Source organism: Salinibacterium sp. SWN248 (assembly GCF_015864575.1).
Taxonomy (GTDB): domain Bacteria; phylum Actinomycetota; class Actinomycetes; order Actinomycetales; family Microbacteriaceae; genus Rhodoglobus.
Map to the genome: position 1 here is coordinate 802,312 of NZ_JADYWW010000001.1, position 16,809 is coordinate 819,120.

Genomic DNA, 16,809 nt, shown 5'->3' on the forward strand with positions numbered 1-16,809 from the left:
CGCGCAGTTATTGAGCGACAGAGCCGATAAGGAAAATAATGTCTACAACTAAGACGACTAAGGGTCTGCTGGGCACAAAGCTCGGCATGACGCAGGTTTGGGACGAGAACAACAAGCTCGTTCCCGTGACCGTTGTCGAAATCTCCCCGAATGTGGTTACGCAGCTGCGTAGCCCCGAGGTTGATGGATACAGCGCAGTCCAGATCGCGTACGGCCAGATCGACCCTCGTAAGGTCAACAAGCCGCTTACCGGTCACTTCGACAAGGCAGGTGTTACGCCTCGCCGTCACCTCACCGAGATTCGCACCCCTGACGCCGCGGAGTACACCGTTGGCCAGGAGCTCGCAGTCGACATCTTCACCCCAGGCTCGAAGGTCGACGTTGTCGGCACGAGCAAGGGTAAGGGTTTCGCGGGTGTTATGAAGCGTCACAACTTCAAGGGTGTATCTGCAAGCCACGGTTCGCACCGTAACCACCGCAAGCCTGGTTCCATTGGCGCCTCGTCGACCCCCAGCCGTGTCTTCAAGGGCATGCGCATGGCCGGTCGTATGGGTGGTGACCGTGTAACGGTCATGAACCTCGCCGTCCACTCGATCGACCTTGAGAAGGGACTCGTGCTCATCAAGGGCGCTGTTCCCGGTGCTCGTGGCCGTATCGTCTTCGTCCGCAACGCAGTGAAGGGGGCGTAGTACACATGGCTACCTCCATCGACGTCATCGACGCCAAGGGCAAGAAGGTCGACTCTGTTGAACTTCCCGCCGAGATCTTCGACGTGCAGACCAACGTTCCGCTCATCCACCAGGTTGTTGTTGCACAGCGTGCAGCAGCACGTCAGGGTACGCACAACACCCTGCGCCGCGGTGAAGTTTCGGGTGCTGGTCGCAAGCCGTTCAAGCAGAAGGGAACCGGTCGCGCTCGTCAGGGCTCGATCCGTGCTCCTCAGATGAAGGGTGGTGGCATCGTTCACGGGCCGCACCCGCGTGACTACTCACAGCGCACCCCCAAGAAGATGATTGCTGCAGCACTTCGCGGCACGTTGTCCGACCGGGCTCGCGGTGAGCGCATTCACGTCATCGACGCTCTCGCTGTAGACGGCAAGCCTTCGACGAAGTCGGTCTTGGCTCTGCTGAACAACATCGCGCCGAGCAAGAACGTTCTCGTTGTTCTCCAGCGCGAAGATGCAACCAGCCTCAAGAGCATTCGCAACCTCGACACGGTTCACGTCTTGGCTTACGACCAGCTCAACGCCTACGACGTCGTCGTTAGCGACGACATCGTGTTCAGCAAGGGCGCGTTCGACGCGTTCGTTGCGTTCAACACCAAGTCTTCGAATAAGGAAGAGGTCAGCGCATGACCGTCACGTACAAGGACCCGCGCGACATCATCATCGCTCCCGTGGTCTCTGAGAAGAGCTACAACTTGATCGACATGGGCAAGTACACCTTCGAGGTAGACCCCCGTGCGAACAAGACCGAGATCAAGCTCGCTATTGAGAAGATCTTCAGCGTCAAGGTCGACTCGGTCAACACGTTGAACCGCACGGGCAAGACCCGTCGTACCCGTTTCGGTATGGGCAAGCGCAAGGACACCAAGCGCGCCATCGTCACGCTTAAGTCCGGTTCTATCGACATCTTCACGGCTGTCGGCTAGGGACCAAGGAGAAACTAATGGCTATTCGCAAGTACAAGCCCACGACGCCTGGTCGTCGTGGATCCTCGGTTGCAGACTTTGCTGAGATCACCCGTTCAACGCCGGAGAAGTCGCTTCTGCGCCCTCTGCCGAAGACTGGTGGACGCAACAACGCAGGTCGCATCACGACTCGTCACATCGGTGGTGGCCACAAGCGCCAGTACCGCGTAATCGACTTCAAGCGCAACGACAAAGACGGCGTAAACGCCCGCGTTGCCGAGATCGAGTACGACCCCAACCGCACCGCACGTATCGCACTGCTTCACTTTGTTGATGGCACCAAGCGCTACATCGTTGCTCCGAACAAGCTCAATCAGGGCGACATTGTTGAGTCGGGTCCCGGCGCAGACATCAAGCCTGGTAACAACCTCCCGATGAAGAACATCCCCGTCGGTACGGTTATCCACATGATTGAACTTCGCCCCGGTGGCGGCGCCAAGATGGCCCGTTCCGCTGGTGCATCAGTTCGACTCGTTGCAAAAGAAGGCCCCTACGCGCAGCTGCGTTTGCCTTCCGGTGAAATCCGCAACGTTGACGTTCGTTGCCGCGCAACGATCGGCGAGGTCGGCAATGCCGAGCAGTCGAACATCAACTGGGGAAAGGCCGGCCGCATGCGCTGGAAGGGCGTTCGCCCGACCGTCCGTGGTGTTGCCATGAACCCTGTTGACCACCCCCACGGTGGTGGTGAGGGTAAGACGTCCGGTGGACGTCACCCCGTTTCCCCTTGGGGCCAGGCAGAAGGGCGCACACGTAAGCGCAAACTGCCCAGTGACCAGCTCATCGTTCGCCGCCGCAATGTCGGCAAGAAGCGCAAGTAGTAGGAGAGTCAGAAGATGCCACGCAGTCTGAAGAAGGGCCCCTTCGTCGACGACCACCTCCTACAAAAGGTTGTCAAGGCGAACGAAGCCAAGAGCAAGAACGTAATCAAGACCTGGTCGCGCCGCTCGATGATCGTTCCAGCAATGCTGGGTCACACGATCGCGGTGCACGATGGTCGCAAGCACATTCCGGTGTTCATCACCGAAACCATGGTTGGGCACAAGCTCGGCGAGTTTTCGCCCACCCGTACCTTCCGTGGACACGTGAAGGACGACAAGAAGGGTCGCCGCCGCTAACGCGGTGGTGGAGGAGGTAGAGAAATGGTGGAGTCGATCGCACGCGTGCGTCACATCCGCGTGACCCCCATGAAGGCTCGTCGCGTTGTCAACATGATTCGCGGCAAGCAAGCACAGGAAGCACTGGCAATTTTGAAGTTCGCACCTCAGGGCGCGAGCGAGCCGGTCTACAAGTTGGTTGCATCTGCAATCGCGAATGCGCGAGTCAAGGCAGACGCTTCGAACACGTTCCTGGACGAACAGGATCTGATCATCTCGAAGGCTTATGTCGACGACGGTGCAACGCTCAAGCGTTTCCAGCCGCGTGCCCAGGGCCGCGCGTTCCAGATCCTGAAGCGCACAAGCCACATCACGGTCGTGCTGGCCACGCCAGACCACGTCGTTGAAGCCGAGGCCGACAAGGCAGGGAAGAAGTAATGGGACAGAAGGTAAACCCCTACGGTTTCCGTCTGGGAATCACCACCGACCACGTGTCGCGTTGGTTCTCCGACAGCACCAAGCCGGGTCAGCGTTACAGCGACTACGTTGCGGAAGATGTAAAGATCCGCAACCTGCTCAAGTCGAACCTCGACCGCGCAGGTGTTGCTCGCATTGAAATCGAGCGCACCCGTGACCGCGTTCGCGTAGACATTCACACTGCCCGTCCGGGCATCGTGATCGGTCGCCGCGGCGCCGAAGCAGAGCGTATTCGTGGCGAGCTCGAGAAGCTCTCCGGTAAGCAGATCCAGCTCAACATCCTCGAGGTCAAGAACCCCGAGGCTGAAGCTCAGCTCGTTGCACAGGGAATTGCGGAGCAGCTTGCTGCTCGTGTCGCTTTCCGTCGTGCAATGCGCAAGGGTCTTCAGGGCGCCCAGCGCGTTGGTTCGGTCAAGGGTGTTCGCATCCAGGTATCGGGTCGTTTGGGTGGCGCAGAAATGAGCCGCTCAGAGTACTACCGCGAAGGTCGCGTTCCGCTGCACACGCTGCGCGCAAACATCGACTACGGCTTCTACGAGGCTAAGACCACGTTCGGTCGTATCGGTGTCAAGGTGTGGGTCTACAAGGGCGACATCACCAACAAGGAGCTCGCTCGCGAGCAGGCTAACCAGAAGTCGTCGCGTCCAGAGCGTCGCGATGGTGGCGACCGTGGCGGTCGTCGCACCGGTGGCCCTTCGTCCGCACCGAAAGCTGAAGCACCCAAGGCAGAAGCCCCCAAGGCCGACGCACCGGTTGCAGCAGGAGTTGAGGCATAACAATGTTGATTCCGCGTAAGGTCAAGTACCGCAAGCAGCACCACCCCTCCCGTAGCGGCCACGCTACTGGTGGAACCACGGTGTCGTTTGGCGAGTACGGTATTCAGGCTCTGACGCCCGCATACGTTACGAACCGCCAGATTGAGGCAGCTCGTATCGCAATGACGCGTCACATCAAGCGTGGTGGAAAGGTGTGGATCAACATCTACCCCGACCGCCCGCTCACCAAAAAGCCCGCTGAAACCCGCATGGGTTCCGGTAAGGGCTCGCCCGAGTGGTGGGTCGCCAACGTCAAGCCAGGTCGCGTGCTCTTCGAGCTCAGCGGCGTGGACGAGACGACTGCGCGCGAAGCACTCACTCGTGCAATTCACAAGCTGCCCCTCAAGGCACGCATCATCAAGCGCGAGGAGGGCGACGCATAATGGCGATCGGATCCAAGGAGCTAGCCCCTGTCGAGCTAGACACTTTTGAAGACGAACGACTCGTTGACGAGCTGAAGAAGTCGAAGGAAGAACTTTTCAACCTTCGTTTCCAGGCCGCAACTGGTCAACTGGAAAGCCACGGACGTATTCGCGCTGTAAAGCGCGACATCTCCCGCATCTACACGGTTATCCGTGAGCGCGAGCTGGGCATCCGTGCAACCCCCGCTGCCGTCGAGGCTCCCGCTAAGGAGACCAAGAAGCGCAGCACCAAGAAGGCAGACGCCGCGGTTGAGACTGCAGCAGACGCCGCTGACGAGACGAAGGAGGCGTAGTCATGGCCAAGGTTGAAGACAAGAAGACCGCGGAGACGACCGCCGAGGTCGCTCGTGGGTACCGTAAGACCCGTCGCGGACTGGTTACGAGCGACAAGATGGATAAGACCATCGTTGTCATCGTTGAAGACCGCGTAAAGCACCCGTTGTACGGCAAGGTCGTTCGCCGTAACTCCAAGGTGAAGGTTCACGACGAGGCCAACACGGCCGGCGTCGGTGACTCCGTACTTATCAGCGAGACCCGTCCGCTCAGCGCTACGAAGCGCTGGCGTCTGGTCGAGATCCTCGAAAAGGCTAAGTAATGCTTCAGCAGGAATCCCGAGTAAAGGTTGCCGATAACACCGGCGCCAAGGAGCTCCTCACGATTCGCGTTCTCGGTGGCTCAGGCCGTCGTTACGCAGGTCTCGGCGATGTCATCGTGGCAACCGTCAAAGACGCGATTCCTGGCGGAAACGTCAAGAAGGGTGAGGTCGTCAAGGCCGTCATCGTTCGCGTTATCAAGCAGACTCGTCGTCCAGACGGCTCATACATCAAGTTCGATGAGAACGCGGCTGTAATCCTCAAGTCCGATGGCGGAGACCCCCGTGGTACCCGCATCTTCGGGCCGGTTGGCCGCGAACTTCGTGACAAGAAGTTCATGAAGATCATCTCGCTCGCACCGGAGGTGCTGTAGATATGGCAAAGATTCGCAAGGGTGACCTCGTACAGGTCATCAGCGGCCCGACCGAAGAGCGTGGCGGAAGCCGCGGCAAGCAGGGTCGCGTAATCAGTGTTATCGCTGGAAAAGACCGCATTGTCGTGGAGGGTGTCAACTTCGTCACCAAGCACGTCAAGGTTGGCCAGACTCAGCGTGGAACCAAGACCGGTGGCATCGAGACGATGGAGGCATCAATTCACGTGTCGAACGTCGCCCTCGTTGACCCCGAGACCAAGCTCCCGGCTCGTGTTGGCTTTACCGTCGGCACCGATGACCGTGGCAAGACCACGCGCGAGCGCTTCTTCAAGAAGTCGCGCCGCGTAGAGACCAAGAAGTCAAAGGCAGCTAAGGCTGAGCCCAAGGCTTCGAAGAAGGATGCCGAGAAGGCAACCGAGAAGGACGCAGACTAATGACGACGACTGCACCTGCTGCTGGCAAAATCCAGCCGCGCCTCAAGCAGAAGTACCGCGATGAACTTGCGGCTCAGCTCAAGAAGGATCTTGGACTCACCAATGTCCACCAGGTTCCGGGGATCGTTAAGGTCGTCGTCAACACTGGTGTTGGTGAAGCTGCTCGCGACGGAAAGATCATCGATGGGGCCGTCAAGGACCTCACCGCGATCACCGGTCAGAAGCCGTACGTAACTAGCGCTCGCAAGTCGATCGCTCAGTTCAAGCTTCGTGAGGGACAGCCCATTGGCGCACACGTTACCCTCCGTGGTGACCGCGCTTGGGAGTTCCTCGACCGTCTGATCACGCTGGCGCTTCCGCGTATCCGTGACTTCCGCGGTCTGTCGGACAAGCAGTTCGATGGCAACGGTAACTACACCTTCGGCCTCACGGAACAGTCCATGTTCCACGAGATCGACCAGGACAAGATTGACCGCGTTCGTGGTTTCGATATCACTATCGTCACCACCGGTAAGAACAACGAAGAAGGTCGCGCCTTGCTTAAGGCTCTGGGCTTCCCCTTCCGCACCGCTGAGAACGCATCTAACTAACCAAGTAACACCGATCGACCAGGTCGGCCTTCGTGTAACGGATGCCGAAACCAGTTGAGACAGGAAACACATAATGACAATGACAGATCCGGTCGCTGACATGCTGACCAGACTGCGCAACGCCAATTCGGCGCACCACGACAGCGTTTCAATGCCTAACAGCAAGCTGAAGTCGCGCCTGGCTGAAATGCTCAAGGCTGAGGGATACATCCTCAGCTGGAGCACCGAGGACGCTCGCGTGGGCCAGACTCTCACGATCGAACTCAAGTACAGTCCCACTCGCGAGCGTTCCATCAAGGGAATCAAGCGCGTCTCGAAGCCTGGTCTTCGTGTCTACGCTCGCTCGACCGAAATCCCCAAGGTTCTTGGCGGACTCGGTGTGGCTATTTTGTCCACCTCCTCCGGTCTTCTGACCGACAAAGAGGCGACTCAGAAGGGCGTAGGTGGGGAAGTCCTCGCCTACGTGTGGTAACCCAAAATGTCACGTATCGGAAGACTTCCTATTGATGTCCCCGCTGGTGTCACACTCACCATCAACGGCCAGGACGTCACTGTAAAGGGCCCGAAGGGTGAGCTTGCGCTCACCGTCAAGGCACCTATCGCTGTAGCACTCGAAGAGGGTCAGGTTCTCGTAACCCGTCCCGACGACGAGCGCGAATCGCGTTCACTGCACGGCTTGACTCGTACACTCATCGCTAACCAGATCATCGGTGTTACCGATGGTTACACCAAGGGCCTTGAGGTCGTTGGTACTGGTTACCGTGTCACCGCAAAGGGCAGCTCAATTGAGTTTGCTCTCGGGTACTCGCACTCGATCACCGTTGACCCGCCCGCAGGCATCAGCTTCGCGGTCGAGGGCAATAACAAACTAGTTGTCAGCGGCATCGACAAGCAGGCGGTTGGCGAAGTAGCAGCCAACATTCGTAAATTGCGCAAGCCAGAGCCCTACAAGGGCAAGGGTGTGCGCTACGCCGGCGAAGTTGTTCGTCGCAAGGCCGGAAAGAGTGGTAAGTAGACATGGCTCTCGGAACCAGAGGTAAGAGCAAGTCGGCCGCTAAGGGCCGCCGTCACGCACGTCTCCGCAAGAAGGTTGTGGGCACCGAGGTGCGCCCCCGTCTCGTGGTTACGCGCTCAGCGCGTCACGTATTCGTCCAGGTTGTTGATGACTCGAAGGGCGTTACCGTCGCTTCTGCATCGACCATGGAGTCGGACATGCGTACGTTCGATGGAGACAAGACCGCCAAGGCACGCAAGATCGGCGAAATGGTCGCCGAGCGCGCGAAGCAGGCCGGTGTTGAGGCCGTCGTATTTGATCGTGGTGGAAGCCGTTACGCAGGTCGCGTTGCAGCTATCGCCGACGGAGCGCGAGAGGGTGGATTGAACCTGTGAGCGACAACGTGGACAACAAGACAACAAACAAGGAGCAGGCCGTGGCCGCTGAGGCGACTAGCGCCATCTCCGTACCCGAGGTCGTCGTAGACGCCCCCGCGACCGACGTAACGAGCGAGCCCCGCGAGGCTCGTCGTGGCGGCCGTGAGCGTGGACCCGACCGTGGTGGCCGTGGTGGTAACAACAGCCGCGACAACGACAAGAACCAGTTCCTGGAGCGCGTCGTCACCATCAACCGTGTATCGAAGGTCGTCAAGGGTGGTCGTCGCTTTAGCTTCACCGCTCTCGTCGTCGTCGGTGACGGTAACGGAATGGTTGGAGTCGGATACGGCAAGGCTCGTGAGGTTCCTCTCGCGATCTCCAAGGGTGTCGAAGAGGCGAAGAAGAACTTCTTCCGCGTTCCTCGCGTCGGCGCTACTATCCCTCACTCGGTCCAGGGCGAGGCAGCTGCAGGTGTAGTCCTGCTGCGTCCCGCATCCGCTGGTACCGGTGTTATCGCTGGTGGACCCGTTCGCGCCGTACTCGAGTGCGCCGGTATCCACGATGTACTGAGCAAGTCGCTCGGTTCCTCGAACACGATCAACATCGTTCACGCAACGGTTGAGGCACTCAAGCAGCTCGAAGAGCCGCGTTCGGTTGCCGCTCGTCGTGGGCTCGATGCAGAACACGTTATCCCGGCTCGCTTGCTGCGCGCCGAGGCTGAAGCTAAGGCAGGTGTCTGATGGCTGGTCGCCTGAAGGTAACCCAGATCAAGTCCAAAATTAGTGAGAAGCAGAACCAACGCGACACGCTGCGCAGCCTTGGGCTCAAGCGCATCGGTTCCGTGGTTGTGCGCGAGGACAACTCGCAGAACCGTGGTTACGTCAACACGGTTGCTCACCTTGTCAAGGTCGAGGAGATTGACTAATGGCTGACGAGAAAGAAACCCCAAAGAAGGCCGCAGCTGCGAAAGCGCCTGCTGCCAAGAAGGCTGCTCCTGCAAAGGCCGCAGCTGACAAGGCTCCTGCTGCGAAGGCATCCGCCACGAAGGCTCCTGCGAAGTCGACCGCTGCTAAGGCGTCGACCACCACGAAGTCCTCGAGCGATGATGTTGCAAGCCGCCCGCAGGTTCTGAAAATGCACCACCTCCGTCCCGCTGCCGGTGCTAAGAAAGACCGCATGCGTGTTGGCCGTGGTGAAGGCTCCAAGGGTAAGACCGCGGGCCGTGGAACCAAGGGAACCAAGGCGCGTTACAACATGCGCGTTGGTTTCGAAGGTGGAAACATCAACTTCGTAATGCGTGCGCCTAAACTGCGCGGATTCAAGAACCCGTTCCGCGTTGAGTACCAGGTTGTAAACCTCGAAAAGCTCGCGGAACTCTACCCCAAGGGAGGCGACGTAACCGTTGCTGACCTCGTGTCCAAGGGCGCGGTTCGCAAGAACGAAAAGGTCAAGGTTCTTGGTCAGGGTGATATTACGGTTAAGCTGAACGTTGTAGTTGACAAGGTCTCCGGCTCTGCCGAGCAGAAGATCGTTGCGGCCGGCGGTTCGGTTCAGTAACTGTCACTACGACAAACGTTAGTGTCGCGTTCGTCACACCGGTGACAAACGCAGGCAGGTTGAGTGGGGAATCCCGCATTGGGATTCCCCACTCGCCCGTAGTACATAGATAAATCGGAGGCCTTGTGTTTAAAGCTGTCGCGCGGATAATCCGCACGCCTGACCTTCGCAGGAAGATCGGGTTCACGCTAGGCATCATTGCGCTGTTTAGACTTGGCTCCTTCATCCCCGCGCCGTTCGTTGACTTTGGTAACGTCCAGGCCTGTCTCGCAGCTAATGCTTCGAGTGGCGGATTGTATGACCTCATCAACCTCTTCAGTGGTGGGGCGCTCCTTCAACTTTCCGTATTTGCACTCGGAATCATGCCGTACATCACGGCGTCGATCATCGTGCAACTACTTCGTGTGGTCATCCCACACTTCGAAACTCTTCACAAAGAGGGCCAGTCTGGCCAGGCAACGCTGACTCAGTACACGCGTTACCTCACGATCGCTCTCGCGATCCTCCAGTCCACGACGCTGATCACGGTTGCGCGAAGCGGCGCACTGTTCCAGTCGGCTGGTACTCCAGAATGTAGCCAGCTCATCACAAACGATGCGTGGTACGCGATCTTGCTCATGGTGATCACCATGACCGCCGGAACCGGCCTCATCATGTGGATGGGTGAACTGGTCACCGAGCGCGGTATCGGTAACGGTATGTCGCTGTTGATCTTCACTTCGATCGCTGCAACCTTCCCGAGCGCGCTCTGGGGCATCTACGTAGCCAGCGGAATCGAGACGTTCGTTCTTGTGCTGCTCATGGGCATCCTCATTATGGCTGCCGTTGTATTCGTTGAGCAGTCGCAACGACGCATCCCCGTGCAGTATGCAAAACGCATGGTCGGTCGTCGCACCTACGGCGGCAACAACACCTACATCCCGATCAAGGTCAACATGGCAGGCGTGATCCCCGTGATCTTCGCTTCGTCGCTGTTGTACCTCCCCGCCTTGATCGCGCAGTTCAACCAGCCACAAGCTGGCGAAACTTCTTCAGCGTGGGTTGTCTGGGTCCAGAACAACTTGGTCTCCGGCGATAGCCCGATCTACATGATCGGTTACTTCCTGCTCATCGTGGGCTTCACCTACTTCTATGTAGCGATTACCTTCAACCCTGAAGAAGTCGCTGACAACATGAAGAAGTACGGCGGCTTCATTCCTGGTATCCGTGCCGGTCGACCGACCGCAGAGTACCTCGACTACGTCCTGACTCGCGTCACTTTGCCTGGTTCTTTGTACCTTGGCCTTGTGGCAATGATCCCGCTGATTGCGTTCGTAGTCATCGGGGCCAACCAGAATTTCCCATTCGGCGGAGCTAGCATCCTGATTATCGTTGGTGTCGGTCTTGAGACCGTCAAGCAGATCGATTCACAGTTGCAGCAGCGCCATTACGAAGGTTTGTTGCGTTGACACGACTTCTCTTGATTGGTCCCCCTGGTGCTGGAAAAGGCACTCAGGCTGCTCGTCTTGCCGAGATCTACGGCGTTCCTGCAATTTCGACCGGTGACATTTTTCGCAGCAATGTGAAGAATGGCACCGAACTCGGGAACAAAGCCAAAGCATTCATGGATGCCGGCGACAATGTTCCCGACTCGCTCACGAACGCACTGATTCGCGATCGTCTCGAGGAGCAGGATGCCAAGCAGGGCTTCTTGCTCGACGGTTACCCTCGCACGACTGATCAGGTCCGTGAGCTTGACGAATTCTTGGCGACCCACGGTGCCGCGCTCGATGTCGTCGTTGAGCTCGAGGCAGACCCTGACGTTGTTGTGGGGCGTCTTCGCAAGCGTGCTCTCGAACAGGGCCGCAGCGACGATACCGAAGAGGTAGTTCGTCATCGCCTCGAGGTGTACAGCGAGCAGACAGCTCCGCTCGTGAAGGTCTATGCAGACCGCGGCGTGCTCGTAACGATCGATGCTCTCGGTGAAATCGACGCGGTTACCGCGCGAATCACTGAGGGTCTGTTCGATCGCGGCATCTCTGCCACTGATGCGGGTTCTCGCTAGAACTTTGATCGGTGGCTAGCGCCACTAGCAGCTCTGGCTGCGCTGTGCGTTGTTACCCACCCCGACAACAAGGGGCTTGTGGATGTCGAACGATGTGTCGAACTCTCAGCAGGATCCTGAGCCTCTAAGTTCGCATGCCGTAGAGCCTGCGCCTGATGCCGCTACGGTCACTGATGCCGCTACAGTCGCGGATGTCCCTGGACAGCCGTCTCGGCGTCGCGGGCTCATCATCACCGTCGTTGTTCTTGCCCTCGCGTTCGTGGCCGCAGCCGTACTGTTCGTGCTTACCTTTGTTCGCCTTGAACAGGCTAGAGAAGCGATCGAGCAGAAGGATCGTGAGATCGAAGAGCAAATCGAACTCATCGATGAAAAGCAAACCTTCGGTCTCGCAATGGACGGCCTCATGGCGGTCGTCGCCGAGTTCGAAGGCGTGCGTGTGGGGGGAGTGGTGAACCTCGACCGCTATGAGGGTTGGGCGCAGCAGACTTGGAAAGACAGGTGGGATGCGCAGGAAGTGCGCGAGGATTCCCTCCGTGTCGAAGAGGCAACCGTGGCACTCCAAGAGACGCTTGCTGCCGCCGCCACAAACCTCGCCACTAATTCAACCGGCACGACTATGGAATCGGTTACTGATTCCTTGGGTCGCGGTTTCGCTCTCTCTGCTGTCGATGACGCGGACGCGTTGTGTGGGCAGGACGTTGCGGGGTGCGTGACCTCTGATGACCCCTATACGGCGCACTACGATGCGCAGTCCGACCAGCAGCCGTATATGAACACGTGGCAGCGCACAGGGCTCGCCTATCACGAGTACGCCCACGTGTTGCAGTTCACAAACTTCGACGAGACAGAGAAGGCTGTGGAAGCCTTCGTTGCGAATGCAACCGTGGATGCGCCGAAGTACGAGATCATGGCCGACTGCTTTGCTCTCACTTATCTCGACGGCTGGGCGGTCGAGCAAACCGTATGGGTGAGCGAGTATGAGTATTGGGAGCTCGGCGGCTACGGGTATACCTGCAACGCCTCACAAAAGCAGACTATTCGTGACTGGTACGCGGCGATCGCTTTCGCGCCCCGCACTATCTCGCAGTAGCCCGCTTGCCGCGTGCTAGCTTTCGATGCCGCGAACGAGTTCGTCAATAAAGGTGGGAAAGTCGACTGCTTTCTTGACGAGTTGCTGCACGTAATCGCGATCCGAAAATACGGTGACGAACTGATCGAACACCGTCTGGAACGTCGTGCGGCCGGCAGCGCTGAAGGCGATCAAAGCGATGACGTTAACTTTGTTCTCGCCCCACGGCATCGGCGTTTCATTAATGACGATGCTGATCGCGGTGCGATGGGCATTCATGGTCATCGCGTGGGGAACAGCCAGCGTGTCAGTGAACGCTGTCGATGACATACGTTCCCGTTCGATGGCGCCCGTGATGTAGCCGTGGTCGATCACGCCAGCTTCGATCATCCGATGACCGAGGGCAGCGATCATTGCCTCCTCGCTAGGAGCCGTGAAATTGCGCAAGAAAAGCGCAGGGTCGAAGAATCGCAAGAGCTCGTCAGTAAGCTCTCGACGGCGACGTAGACGACGGACGCGACTGATCGTGCGGCGAATCGCATCGACATCGGTTTCGGTCAAGAACGGCTGGATGAGCACGACATTGTCGGCGAACGACCGCAGATCGATTGTCGTGAGCACGAGATCGGTCGAAAGTTCGGCGAGGTCGACATCGGTGCGCGTGATCACGATGCGAAGTTGCAACTCGTCGCCGAGCACTGCTTCAATGCGCTCCCTCAGGATGACGTGGAGATCGTGATAATTGGGGCACACGAGCGCAGCGGTGAGCCGCACTTCGCGTTTCGCTTGACGTTCGAGGTGCGACCCGACATGGAGGGCGATGTAGGAGATTTCATCGTCGTGGATCGTGATGCCCTCATCGCGTTGCACTTCTGCGGCGATAAAGACGGCGAGTTCGTAAATCATGGGGTAGGTGGTCTTGATCGACCGAGTCATGGGATTGCGAGAGTAGGAGAGGTCTTGGGCGCGAAGGATGAGATTGCGCACGTGCAGGGACAACCTCATGATGAAGTCGTCATCGTCAAGATCGATGAGATATTCCTCGCCGACGTGTTTCACAGTGCGGCGCACGCGTGTCGTGAGTTCTTCTAAATCGACATCGGCAGGGGAGTCGGGGCTGGCAGCGCGGGTGATCACGCGCGTTGTGAGCAGCAGCTCGATCTCATTGAGGTCATCTTCGCGCAGGTTCGCACCGAAATGGGAGGTAATGAGCTCCGCAAGGTCGTCCGAGAACGCCGCGGCGTCTGTTGAGTGCACGGGCGCTGTACTCAACGCAGCCGCCGGTTCTGCCTCCGTTGTCTCGGAATCGCGAGGAAGCGTGCGGTCCGCCGCTATCGCGACGTGGAGCAAAACATGGTTGATCCCGTATTCGTTGACGAAGTATCCGTGTGAGTCAAGAAGTTCGAGCAGCGAGGTCTTGAACGAGCGGAGGTCTGACGACTCGAACTCGCGCTGAATACTTTCGAGTTCAAGGAACCCCTGGGACTCTTCGTGGCGGAACATTTTGCTCAACAGGCGGCGCAGGTTCGGCTCGGTGCCCGACAAGATAACGAGCGGTCCTCGGCGGGCGAGGGTCAACCCCGACTCTTCGACTGCAGCCTTGATCTTTCGCAAGTCTGCCTCAATGGTGGACTCGCTCACGAAGAAGCTGTCGGCAAGAGCATGGATGTCGGTGCCTTCAGGGGCATCGCCAAGGCGACGAACAAGATGGTACTGGCGATCGCGGGGGCGTTCTGCCTCGCGATTCGAGGCGCCCTTGAGGAACTCCGCGTAGTTGTCGCGATTGAGGCGATAGCCCGAAGTCGACGACTCGATGACTTCAAGGGGGAGCGCTGAAGACTTGACCGCAGTGACATAACTGCGCACGCTGCGCGTAGTGACGCCGAGCTTGTCGGCGAGCTCGGCAGCGGTAACCCACGCCTCGGCCTGAGCGAGGTAGTCGATGAGTCGTGCGTGGTTGGCGAGCATAAGAACTCCATTCTCGCCTATGAACCTTTCCGCGGGGGCGGAATCTTCTCTATTGGAACTCAGGGGACCTTCCCAGCGAATATAGATACCGAAGGAATTGAGCAGGTTTATCGCGAGGAGGCGATCAGGTGTCAACGGTGCTGGTCTTGTGCGGAGCAGGTGCCTCGAGCACCTTTTTGGCGCACGCACTTCGTCGACAGGCGACTGCTCGCGGACTTCCCCATACCTTCGCCCCCGCGAGCGTTGCAGCGCTGAGCATGCCGCTCACCTCTGTGGATGTCGTGTTGGTGAGCTCCCACGTTGCCGACTTCTTCGATCAGGCAGCAATCGCGGCCAACGCGATTGGTGCGACGGCGATCCAGCTTCCCGCACTGAACTTTGACGCGGCCGGCGCAAATATTGCCCTCGACCTTCTTGGCTCCCTCCCTCAAGTAACGACAGAAAGCAGCAACAATGGCTGAACAGACTATTCGGGTGGCTTCGGCGCACGGGCTTCATGCTCGTCCCGCGTCACTCTTCACGCAGGCGGCAGCTGCCTCCGGCCTCGACATCACAATCGCCAAAGGCGACAAGTCGGTGAATGCCTCGAGCATCCTGAGCGTTATTTCGCTCGGTGTCTCCCATGGCGACGAGGTCACTATCGCCGCTGAAGGCGATGGCGCCGACGCTGTTATCGCCACCTTGACCGAAATTCTCAGTACCGATCACGACGAGAGCTAGTCGTGTTCGGTCGCTTCCCTCGCAGTATCCTCACATCACAGATATCGGAGTAAAACAATGACAACGTCGTCTACGACCGCCAAGAGTGGCGGTGCGCGCGTAGGGGTCCAGAAATTTGGAACCTTCGTTAGCGGAATGGTGATGCCGAACATCGCGGCATTCATCGCTTGGGGCTTTATCACTGCACTGTTCATCCAAACTGGTTGGTTGCCGCTGCTCGGCATCGACCCGGTCTGGGTTCAGCAGCTCGGTGGCTGGAGCCTTGACCCCGAGGTAACGAACACGGGCCTCGTCGGCCCGATGATCATTTACCTACTCCCCTTGCTCATTGCTAACACCGGTGGCCGCATGGTCTACGGAACCCGCGGTGGAGTTATCGGAACTATCGCGACGATGGGTGTCATCATCGGCGCTGGTATCCCGATGTTCCTGGGTGCCATGATCGTTGGTCCTGGTGCTGCATGGGTCATGAAGAAGATCGACTCGATCTGGGTCGGAAAGATTCGTCCCGGCTTCGAAATGCTCGTCGACAACTTCTCCGGCGGAATCGTCGGAATGCTGCTCGCGATTGCTTCGTTCTTCCTCATCGCCCCGATTGTTACGGCGATCAGCAACGGTCTCGAATCCGTCATCGCATTCCTCGTTGACAACGGCCTGCTCCCGCTCGCCAGCGTTTTCGTTGAGCCTGGCAAGATCCTCTTCCTCAACAACGCCATCAACCACGGTGTCTTCACACCACTCGGTACGGCAGAGTCGCTCGAAAAGGGCCAGTCGATCCTCTTCCTCATCGAAGCAAACCCTGGCCCCGGCCTCGGTATCCTGCTCGCCTTCCTGGTGTTCGGTGTTGGCCTGCTGCGCGCAAGCGCTCCCGGCGCCATCCTGATTCACTTCGTCGGTGGTATTCACGAGATCTACTTCCCCTACGTATTGGCTAAGCCGCTTCTCGTTGTTGCTGCAATTGCTGGTGGAGCAACTGGTGTTCTCACGAACGTCATCTTCCAGTCCGGTCTACGTGCTCCAGCATCGCCTGGATCGATCATTGCGGTCATCGCGCAGACTCCTCCTGGAAGCATCGTCGGCGTACTGCTGTCGGTAGTGTTCTCGGCTGCTGTTTCGTTCGCTGTCGCTGCGGTCATCATCCGTGCCGGCCGTAAGCGTGACCTCGAGGCAATGGCTAACGGCGACGACGCACTTGCTGCTGCTGTTGCTAAGAACGCTGCCAACAAGGGCAAGGACAGCTCAGTAGGCGACCTGCTCGGAACCGGTGCTGCTGCTGCTGGCGCAACCGCTGGTGCCGCAACCGCTACGAAGATCCAGAACGTTGTGTTTGCGTGTGACGCAGGCATGGGATCGAGTGCAATGGGAGCAACCGTTCTCCGCAACAAGTTTGCGAAGGCCGGCATCGAGGGCGTCAACGTGACGAACAAGGCAATTGCGAACCTCGATGGTTCGGAAGACCTCATCATCACGCAGAATCAGCTGACAGATCGTGCCACGGAGAAAGTTCCCGGCGCAATTCATGTTTCGGTTGATAACTTCATGAACAGTCCGAAATACGATGAAGTCGTAAACATGGTTAGCGAATAACAGGAG

25 protein-coding genes and 1 pseudogene are annotated in these 16,809 nt (G+C 58.4%); 25 read left to right on the top strand and 1 reads right to left on the bottom strand.

Annotation, left to right across the window (positions count from 1 at the left end):
- Nucleotides 1-38: 38 nt before the first annotated feature.
- The 22 genes and pseudogenes from rplC to I6E73_RS03780 all read left to right on the top strand — a co-directional run bounded on the left by rplC (nt 39) and on the right by I6E73_RS03780 (nt 12,549).
- Nucleotides 39-689 carry a 50S ribosomal protein L3 gene (rplC, locus tag I6E73_RS03675; protein ID WP_197106462.1) on the top strand — a complete coding sequence of 217 codons (651 nt, stop codon included), beginning with the start codon at nt 39-41 and terminating at the stop codon, nt 687-689.
- Nucleotides 690-694: 5 nt separating this feature from the next.
- Nucleotides 695-1,354: a 50S ribosomal protein L4 gene (gene rplD, locus I6E73_RS03680; protein WP_197109484.1), complete on the top strand. Its 660-nt coding sequence runs from the start codon at nt 695-697 to the stop codon at nt 1,352-1,354.
- Nucleotides 1,351-1,650, top strand: a complete 300-nt coding sequence (gene rplW / locus I6E73_RS03685; protein ID WP_010203832.1) for a 50S ribosomal protein L23 — start codon at nt 1,351-1,353, stop codon at nt 1,648-1,650. Before rplD ends, rplW begins: the two co-directional genes overlap by 4 nt.
- 17 nt (nt 1,651-1,667) lie before the next feature.
- Complete coding sequence (rplB, locus tag I6E73_RS03690) at nt 1,668-2,507, top strand: 50S ribosomal protein L2 (protein WP_197106460.1); 840 nt, start codon at nt 1,668-1,670, stop codon at nt 2,505-2,507.
- A 15-nt stretch (nt 2,508-2,522) separates the two neighbouring features.
- The gene (gene rpsS, locus I6E73_RS03695) at nt 2,523-2,804 is read left to right on the top strand and encodes a 30S ribosomal protein S19 (RefSeq protein WP_009773127.1); all 282 of its coding nucleotides are present in this window, start codon (nt 2,523-2,525) and stop codon (nt 2,802-2,804) included.
- A gap of 24 nt (nt 2,805-2,828) precedes the next feature.
- Entirely contained in the window at nt 2,829-3,221 is a 393-nt protein-coding gene (rplV, locus tag I6E73_RS03700) for a 50S ribosomal protein L22 (RefSeq protein WP_197106459.1), read from the top strand.
- A complete protein-coding gene (rpsC, locus tag I6E73_RS03705; protein WP_197106458.1) occupies nt 3,221-4,036 on the top strand; it encodes a 30S ribosomal protein S3 in 816 nt (271 codons plus the stop codon). Before rplV ends, rpsC begins: the two co-directional genes overlap by 1 nt.
- A 2-nt stretch (nt 4,037-4,038) precedes the next feature.
- Nucleotides 4,039-4,458: a 50S ribosomal protein L16 gene (rplP, locus tag I6E73_RS03710; protein ID WP_009773124.1), complete on the top strand. Its 420-nt coding sequence runs from the start codon at nt 4,039-4,041 to the stop codon at nt 4,456-4,458.
- Entirely contained in the window at nt 4,458-4,790 is a 333-nt protein-coding gene (rpmC, locus tag I6E73_RS14820) for a 50S ribosomal protein L29 (RefSeq protein ID WP_197106457.1), read from the top strand. The genes rplP and rpmC overlap by 1 nt, the downstream gene beginning before the upstream one ends.
- 2 nt (nt 4,791-4,792) lie before the next feature.
- Nucleotides 4,793-5,092: a 30S ribosomal protein S17 gene (gene rpsQ, locus I6E73_RS03720; RefSeq protein ID WP_197106456.1), complete on the top strand. Its 300-nt coding sequence runs from the start codon at nt 4,793-4,795 to the stop codon at nt 5,090-5,092.
- Nucleotides 5,092-5,463: a 50S ribosomal protein L14 gene (gene rplN, locus I6E73_RS03725; protein ID WP_100388198.1), complete on the top strand. Its 372-nt coding sequence runs from the start codon at nt 5,092-5,094 to the stop codon at nt 5,461-5,463. Before rpsQ ends, rplN begins: the two co-directional genes overlap by 1 nt.
- 2 nt (nt 5,464-5,465) lie before the next feature.
- Nucleotides 5,466-5,801: pseudogene (gene rplX / locus I6E73_RS03730) on the top strand (50S ribosomal protein L24); the annotation flags it as partial.
- Between the two features lie 95 nt (nt 5,802-5,896).
- Nucleotides 5,897-6,487 carry a 50S ribosomal protein L5 gene (gene rplE / locus I6E73_RS03735; protein ID WP_197106454.1) on the top strand — a complete coding sequence of 197 codons (591 nt, stop codon included), beginning with the start codon at nt 5,897-5,899 and terminating at the stop codon, nt 6,485-6,487.
- Between the two features lie 73 nt (nt 6,488-6,560).
- Complete coding sequence (gene rpsH / locus I6E73_RS03740; RefSeq protein WP_197106453.1) at nt 6,561-6,959, top strand: 30S ribosomal protein S8; 399 nt, start codon at nt 6,561-6,563, stop codon at nt 6,957-6,959.
- A gap of 6 nt (nt 6,960-6,965) precedes the next feature.
- Nucleotides 6,966-7,502 carry a 50S ribosomal protein L6 gene (gene rplF / locus I6E73_RS03745; protein WP_197106452.1) on the top strand — a complete coding sequence of 179 codons (537 nt, stop codon included), beginning with the start codon at nt 6,966-6,968 and terminating at the stop codon, nt 7,500-7,502.
- A 2-nt stretch (nt 7,503-7,504) separates the two neighbouring features.
- A complete protein-coding gene (gene rplR / locus I6E73_RS03750) occupies nt 7,505-7,876 on the top strand; it encodes a 50S ribosomal protein L18 (RefSeq protein WP_100388203.1) in 372 nt (123 codons plus the stop codon).
- Entirely contained in the window at nt 7,873-8,598 is a 726-nt protein-coding gene (gene rpsE, locus I6E73_RS03755) for a 30S ribosomal protein S5 (protein WP_197106451.1), read from the top strand. Before rplR ends, rpsE begins: the two co-directional genes overlap by 4 nt.
- Complete coding sequence (gene rpmD, locus I6E73_RS03760; protein WP_009773114.1) at nt 8,598-8,783, top strand: 50S ribosomal protein L30; 186 nt, start codon at nt 8,598-8,600, stop codon at nt 8,781-8,783. The genes rpsE and rpmD overlap by 1 nt, the downstream gene beginning before the upstream one ends.
- Nucleotides 8,783-9,415, top strand: a complete 633-nt coding sequence (gene rplO / locus I6E73_RS03765; RefSeq protein WP_197106450.1) for a 50S ribosomal protein L15 — start codon at nt 8,783-8,785, stop codon at nt 9,413-9,415. The genes rpmD and rplO overlap by 1 nt, the downstream gene beginning before the upstream one ends.
- 125 nt (nt 9,416-9,540) lie before the next feature.
- Nucleotides 9,541-10,863 (top strand): preprotein translocase subunit SecY, encoded by a 1,323-nt coding sequence (gene secY, locus I6E73_RS03770; protein WP_197106449.1) that lies wholly within the window; start codon nt 9,541-9,543, stop codon nt 10,861-10,863.
- Nucleotides 10,860-11,459, top strand: coding sequence for an adenylate kinase (locus I6E73_RS03775; RefSeq protein ID WP_197106448.1), 600 nt, complete (start codon nt 10,860-10,862; stop codon nt 11,457-11,459). The genes secY and I6E73_RS03775 overlap by 4 nt, the downstream gene beginning before the upstream one ends.
- 82 nt (nt 11,460-11,541) lie before the next feature.
- A complete protein-coding gene (locus I6E73_RS03780; protein WP_197123236.1) occupies nt 11,542-12,549 on the top strand; it encodes a hypothetical protein in 1,008 nt (335 codons plus the stop codon).
- Nucleotides 12,550-12,564: 15 nt separating this feature from the next.
- Here the strand turns inward: I6E73_RS03780 and I6E73_RS03785 are convergent, their stop codons facing one another.
- The gene (locus tag I6E73_RS03785) at nt 12,565-14,496 is read right to left on the bottom strand and encodes a transcription antiterminator (RefSeq protein WP_197123238.1); all 1,932 of its coding nucleotides are present in this window, start codon (nt 14,494-14,496) and stop codon (nt 12,565-12,567) included.
- A gap of 128 nt (nt 14,497-14,624) precedes the next feature.
- Here I6E73_RS03785 and I6E73_RS03790 point away from each other — a divergent pair, with 128 nt between their 5' ends.
- From I6E73_RS03790 to I6E73_RS03800, 3 genes are read left to right on the top strand one after another with little or no spacing between them, the layout of a single operon-like run.
- Nucleotides 14,625-14,957 (top strand): PTS sugar transporter subunit IIB, encoded by a 333-nt coding sequence (locus I6E73_RS03790; protein ID WP_197123240.1) that lies wholly within the window; start codon nt 14,625-14,627, stop codon nt 14,955-14,957.
- The gene (locus I6E73_RS03795; protein ID WP_197106444.1) at nt 14,950-15,216 is read left to right on the top strand and encodes an HPr family phosphocarrier protein; all 267 of its coding nucleotides are present in this window, start codon (nt 14,950-14,952) and stop codon (nt 15,214-15,216) included. The genes I6E73_RS03790 and I6E73_RS03795 overlap by 8 nt, the downstream gene beginning before the upstream one ends.
- 57 nt (nt 15,217-15,273) lie before the next feature.
- On the top strand, nt 15,274-16,803 hold the full coding sequence (locus I6E73_RS03800; RefSeq protein WP_197123242.1) for a PTS mannitol transporter subunit IICB: 1,530 nt from the start codon (nt 15,274-15,276) through the stop codon (nt 16,801-16,803).
- Nucleotides 16,804-16,809 lie beyond the last annotated feature (6 nt).

Coding starts and splice junctions, on each gene's coding strand:
- rplC (WP_197106462.1), top strand. CDS start 39: ATGTCTACAACTAAGACGACTAAGGGTCTGCTGGGCACAAAGCTCGGC.
- rplD (WP_197109484.1), top strand. CDS start 695: ATGGCTACCTCCATCGACGTCATCGACGCCAAGGGCAAGAAGGTCGAC.
- rplW (WP_010203832.1), top strand. CDS start 1,351: ATGACCGTCACGTACAAGGACCCGCGCGACATCATCATCGCTCCCGTG.
- rplB (WP_197106460.1), top strand. CDS start 1,668: ATGGCTATTCGCAAGTACAAGCCCACGACGCCTGGTCGTCGTGGATCC.
- rpsS (WP_009773127.1), top strand. CDS start 2,523: ATGCCACGCAGTCTGAAGAAGGGCCCCTTCGTCGACGACCACCTCCTA.
- rplV (WP_197106459.1), top strand. CDS start 2,829: ATGGTGGAGTCGATCGCACGCGTGCGTCACATCCGCGTGACCCCCATG.
- rpsC (WP_197106458.1), top strand. CDS start 3,221: ATGGGACAGAAGGTAAACCCCTACGGTTTCCGTCTGGGAATCACCACC.
- rplP (WP_009773124.1), top strand. CDS start 4,039: ATGTTGATTCCGCGTAAGGTCAAGTACCGCAAGCAGCACCACCCCTCC.
- rpmC (WP_197106457.1), top strand. CDS start 4,458: ATGGCGATCGGATCCAAGGAGCTAGCCCCTGTCGAGCTAGACACTTTT.
- rpsQ (WP_197106456.1), top strand. CDS start 4,793: ATGGCCAAGGTTGAAGACAAGAAGACCGCGGAGACGACCGCCGAGGTC.
- rplN (WP_100388198.1), top strand. CDS start 5,092: ATGCTTCAGCAGGAATCCCGAGTAAAGGTTGCCGATAACACCGGCGCC.
- rplE (WP_197106454.1), top strand. CDS start 5,897: ATGACGACGACTGCACCTGCTGCTGGCAAAATCCAGCCGCGCCTCAAG.
- rpsH (WP_197106453.1), top strand. CDS start 6,561: ATGACAATGACAGATCCGGTCGCTGACATGCTGACCAGACTGCGCAAC.
- rplF (WP_197106452.1), top strand. CDS start 6,966: ATGTCACGTATCGGAAGACTTCCTATTGATGTCCCCGCTGGTGTCACA.
- rplR (WP_100388203.1), top strand. CDS start 7,505: ATGGCTCTCGGAACCAGAGGTAAGAGCAAGTCGGCCGCTAAGGGCCGC.
- rpmD (WP_009773114.1), top strand. CDS start 8,598: ATGGCTGGTCGCCTGAAGGTAACCCAGATCAAGTCCAAAATTAGTGAG.
- rplO (WP_197106450.1), top strand. CDS start 8,783: ATGGCTGACGAGAAAGAAACCCCAAAGAAGGCCGCAGCTGCGAAAGCG.
- I6E73_RS03780 (WP_197123236.1), top strand. CDS start 11,542: ATGTCGAACGATGTGTCGAACTCTCAGCAGGATCCTGAGCCTCTAAGT.
- I6E73_RS03785 (WP_197123238.1), bottom strand. CDS start 14,496: ATGCTCGCCAACCACGCACGACTCATCGACTACCTCGCTCAGGCCGAG.
- I6E73_RS03795 (WP_197106444.1), top strand. CDS start 14,950: ATGGCTGAACAGACTATTCGGGTGGCTTCGGCGCACGGGCTTCATGCT.
- I6E73_RS03800 (WP_197123242.1), top strand. CDS start 15,274: ATGACAACGTCGTCTACGACCGCCAAGAGTGGCGGTGCGCGCGTAGGG.